A 2,608-nucleotide genomic window follows, 5' to 3' on the forward strand; every position below is an offset into this window, starting at 1 on the left:
CGTCAGACGGTTCTCTGATCAGATCTATGGGAACCCTGGCGTACTTGTGCTGAACCGCGTGCGCAAAGTGTCGCCGACGTGCGCCTTGTGACGAAACCTGTCGGAAAGCCGGATGCGGGAAAACCGCACGTCCGGTTTGATGAGCGGGGAGAGGAAACGGAACGCGCAACAAGCGCATCACCGCGCCTCTCCTCGACTCTACTCAAGCGCGGGAAGACTGATGCTGCCGACGCAGAGGCGATCAGCGAAGCTGTCGCGCGCAATACCATGCGCTTCGTCCCGGTTCGTCGAACACTGCAATCACGTCCGCTATCATGAGAGCATCGACAACCTCACTCCTGTCGATGTCTACTTCGGCAGGGCTGAGGCGATCCTTGCAAGCCCGCAGCAATTGGCTCTTCCATTCGGTCGTCCCCCATCGCGGGTGTCAAGCCGCGCACGCGGGACCGCGATTTTAATCGACCCGAAGCTACCGGTCAGCGACCGCGGCTGGCTGCCGTGTCGATGCCCGTAACGGGGCGTTCCCTCATGGCCGGCCTTCATGCCGCGTCCGTAGCGCGGCCGCGCAAGGGCCGCATCGAGCTCGCTGCGGAGCAATTCCTCTAATGAGTTCCCGCGTTGGTTTCCGCACCGCCGTTTCAACCGGATCGAACCAATTTCGAAAAGCTGCGGAGCCGTCTCTCTTTCACACGGCGGGGAAATGCATCTTTGTGACATTGCTGGTCATGGCATGGTCTCCGATCCGGCGCTCCAAACGGCGGATGATTCGAGGTTGATCACCTCAGAGACTACGCCGCTTTCAATTCCAACCAATCCTGCGGCGGGACCCTGTCTGAAATCCGCCAGCCTGTCGGGAACGCAACCCGGAGCGCGAGAAAAATAGCACGTCTGGCTCTGCGCATAATGGCCCAACTCTTGCGAGGGGCGAGCGGGCAAAGGTCAGGTTGGAGATTGAGAATGGCGAGCGTGTCAAAGCTAAAGGTGTTTGCGGCCCTGAGTGCGGCCAGTGTTGCGCTTGTGCCAATATCGGCAAAAGCTCCGATATGGAGTTCGAGCGCTCAATACGGGAGCTTTTCAATCGATGGCTACAGTTGGAACAACGACGTATGGGGCAGGGGCGCAGGACCCCAGACTATCTCGGTGAGTGCTGTCAACCAGTGGGGGGTGTGGTCGAACCAGCCTGATACTGGTGGCATCAAGAGCTATCCCCACGAGGGTTTCAATGTCGGCAAACCGCTCAGTTCGATCAACACTCTGATCTCGAACTTCAATCAGGAAGTTCCGACTAGCGGCGCCTGGGACGTCGCCTACGATATCTGGGATAGCTCAAATCAGTATGAGATAATGCTCTGGACGAATTACACCGGCAATCCCGATGGTGGCGGCAACGTCAAGCCCATTTCTTACAAGTACGCTTCTTCCGGGGCGGCGATACCGATCTACACAAATGTCGATGTAGGCGGAGCGACTTGGAACGTGTTTCAAGGAGAAAATCACCATAAGGTCATCTCATTCCTGCGCACTTCGAAGACCAACAGTGGGACGGTGGATATCAAGAGTGTCCTGCAGTGGATCAAGTCTAAAGGGTACTTTGGGGAGATAAACGTCGGCAACGTCCAATACGGCGTTGAGATCACCTCCTCTCCAGGTGGGATGAACTTCAACTTCAATAATTGGACCCTGACATCGAGGTGAGTACCCACGGTCGGTGAGGTGAAGTGGCCTCGGATTTTGGACCGGCGGCTCAGATGGTGCGGATGCCGTTTTGTTTTGATAAACGGAGACCATGAAGAAGAACGAGACGGAAAATCGAAGCAGCGCTGAAGGCAAAGATCGCCTTGGAGCCGCTGCGAGAACAATCAAAGGTGACGGATCTGGCGCTACCAGCGGTGGAGAGAAAATTACGTGAGGCAACAACTCAGTTCAGGAACATTTTCGGCCAGGCAATGCGACAGCTCCCTAGCAAACATGTGGAGCTGATCGCACCGGACGAAAATCGATTCGCACAATGCTCACGCTGCGTGGGCAGCCCGTCGGGGGCTGGGTGGTTTGTTGCGGGGGCGACGTCGAGAAGTGGACTCTTCGCCTAGTCGCCCTCGATCTTCGTTCGCAATCCCCCGAGGAGAGAAACATGTCGTGGGACGACCAGCAATTCTAACGGACGAAAGCTGTGCCGCTGCTCCTACCTTGCAGTGCGCCCGTTTTTCACAAGCTCAAAGAAATAGCGAGCGAAATACGCAATTTTGGATTTTCGCATCACCACCGAACTTTCGGCACTGTTCTTGAAACGGGCCATTCCGCACCTCGCCGAGTTGGGTGAGAACGATCAATGCCCGCTGCGCGACCTTTCGTGAGCGAAGGTAGCGGGAGATGTCCCGATCGCTGTTGAGCGCCGCGCTCGTGACGTGGGCAACGGGCTTGATCGTCATGCGATCGTGGTGAGCTTGAAGGGCCGCACGCAGAACCGACGATTTCTTATGCGCCTTCAATCATCGGAAACCGAGCTATGGCTGATTTTGGGTGACGCGGCCTGATCAGGCGGCGTGGCTTTCAGTGTTCGGAATGACTTCGATTCCGTCGATGAACTTTACACCGGCGATGACTTTCG

Annotated in this window: 3 protein-coding genes and 1 pseudogene; 2 read left to right on the plus strand and 2 right to left on the minus strand. The window is 56.7% G+C overall.

The window, feature by feature from the left end; all coding sequences use genetic code 11:
• Nucleotides 1–367: 367 nt before the first annotated feature.
• Nucleotides 368–664 (minus strand): annotated as a pseudogene (locus QJT78_RS50055) (IS256 family transposase); the annotation flags it as partial.
• Between the two features lie 293 nt (nucleotides 665–957).
• Here QJT78_RS50055 and QJT78_RS50060 point away from each other — a divergent pair.
• Together QJT78_RS50060 and QJT78_RS50065 are read left to right on the plus strand one after the other, a co-directional pair.
• Nucleotides 958–1,695, plus strand: a complete 738-nt coding sequence (locus QJT78_RS50060) for a hypothetical protein (protein WP_014497847.1) — start codon at nucleotides 958–960, stop codon at nucleotides 1,693–1,695.
• A 91-nt stretch (nucleotides 1,696–1,786) separates the two neighbouring features.
• Nucleotides 1,787–1,909, plus strand: a complete 123-nt coding sequence (locus QJT78_RS50065) for a hypothetical protein (protein WP_256461606.1) — start codon at nucleotides 1,787–1,789, stop codon at nucleotides 1,907–1,909.
• Nucleotides 1,910–2,213: 304 nt separating this feature from the next.
• On the opposite strand, the gene QJT78_RS50070 is transcribed toward QJT78_RS50065, so the two are convergent.
• Nucleotides 2,214–2,489, minus strand: a complete 276-nt coding sequence (locus QJT78_RS50070; protein WP_080587257.1) for a hypothetical protein — start codon at nucleotides 2,487–2,489, stop codon at nucleotides 2,214–2,216.
• Between the last annotated feature and the right edge of the window lie 119 nt (nucleotides 2,490–2,608).

This window comes from Bradyrhizobium sp. Mp27 (assembly GCF_029953005.1).
Classification (GTDB): domain Bacteria; phylum Pseudomonadota; class Alphaproteobacteria; order Rhizobiales; family Xanthobacteraceae; genus Bradyrhizobium; species Bradyrhizobium barranii.